The 882-nt window shown below is 40.9% G+C and carries 1 protein-coding gene; it reads left to right on the top strand.

Translation table 11 applies throughout. From position 1 onward, the window contains the following. A partial coding sequence (locus tag H5158_RS22610; RefSeq protein WP_182740975.1) for an ISAs1 family transposase occupies positions 1-882 on the top strand: 882 nt, incomplete at both ends.

The following is an 882-nucleotide window of genomic DNA, read 5'->3' as shown; positions in this document are numbered from 1 at the left end:
GACCCTCGCCAGCAGGGTAAAGTTGTCCATAAACTTTTTGATATCATATTCTTAGCTGTCAGCGCTGTCATATCTGGGTGCCAAGGCTGGGAAGATATTGAAGATTTTGGCCATGATAGATTAGATTGGCTCAGGAAGTACGTTCCTCTTGAGCAAGGTATCCCTCGCCATGACACAATCGCTCGTGTGATGAGTCGCATTGATATGATGCAGTTTCAAGATTCTTTTTCTTCTTGGATGAAAGACTGTTCTAAATTAACTCAGGGCGATGTCGTTGCGATTGATGGTAAGCGATTGAAAGGTTCATTTAATCAGTCAGATAGGCGCGATGCACTTTATATGGTCAGTGCATTTGCGTGCGAAAATGGTGTTGTTTTGGCGCAATGCCCTGTTGATAAAAAGTCGAATGAAATAACAGCGTTACCAGAGCTTCTTGAATTACTGGAGATAAAAGGCTGCTTAGTCACGATTGACGCGATGGGGTGTCAAAAATCAATTGCAGAGACAATAGTGGATAAACAAGCCGATTACCTACTTGCAGTAAAAGCGAACCATAAAGGACTGCTGTCACAAATAGAGAATGCTTTATTACCTGAGGTCACACGACAAGCGTCCGAAGGAGTTTTGTTTAATGAAGCCGATTATCATAAAAACAGAGAAGAATTCAGGTGTTGTGCTGTTAGTCATAACGTAAGTGATTTATCAGAAACGAGCAATTGGAAAGATGCCAAAACAGTGGGAGTTATTGTTTCTTATAGGAAAGAAAAAAACAAAGTAAGCAATGAGTTATGCTATAGATACTACATCAGTTCAGCATATTTATCGGCGGAAGAACTCGCAAGATCCGCACGGCAACATTGGCAAATAGAGAATGGATTACAT

Source organism: Pseudoalteromonas sp. SR45-6 (genome assembly GCF_014163545.1).
GTDB classification, from domain to species: domain Bacteria; phylum Pseudomonadota; class Gammaproteobacteria; order Enterobacterales; family Alteromonadaceae; genus Pseudoalteromonas; species Pseudoalteromonas rhizosphaerae.
This window is presented reverse-complemented; position numbering and strand designations above follow the sequence as displayed.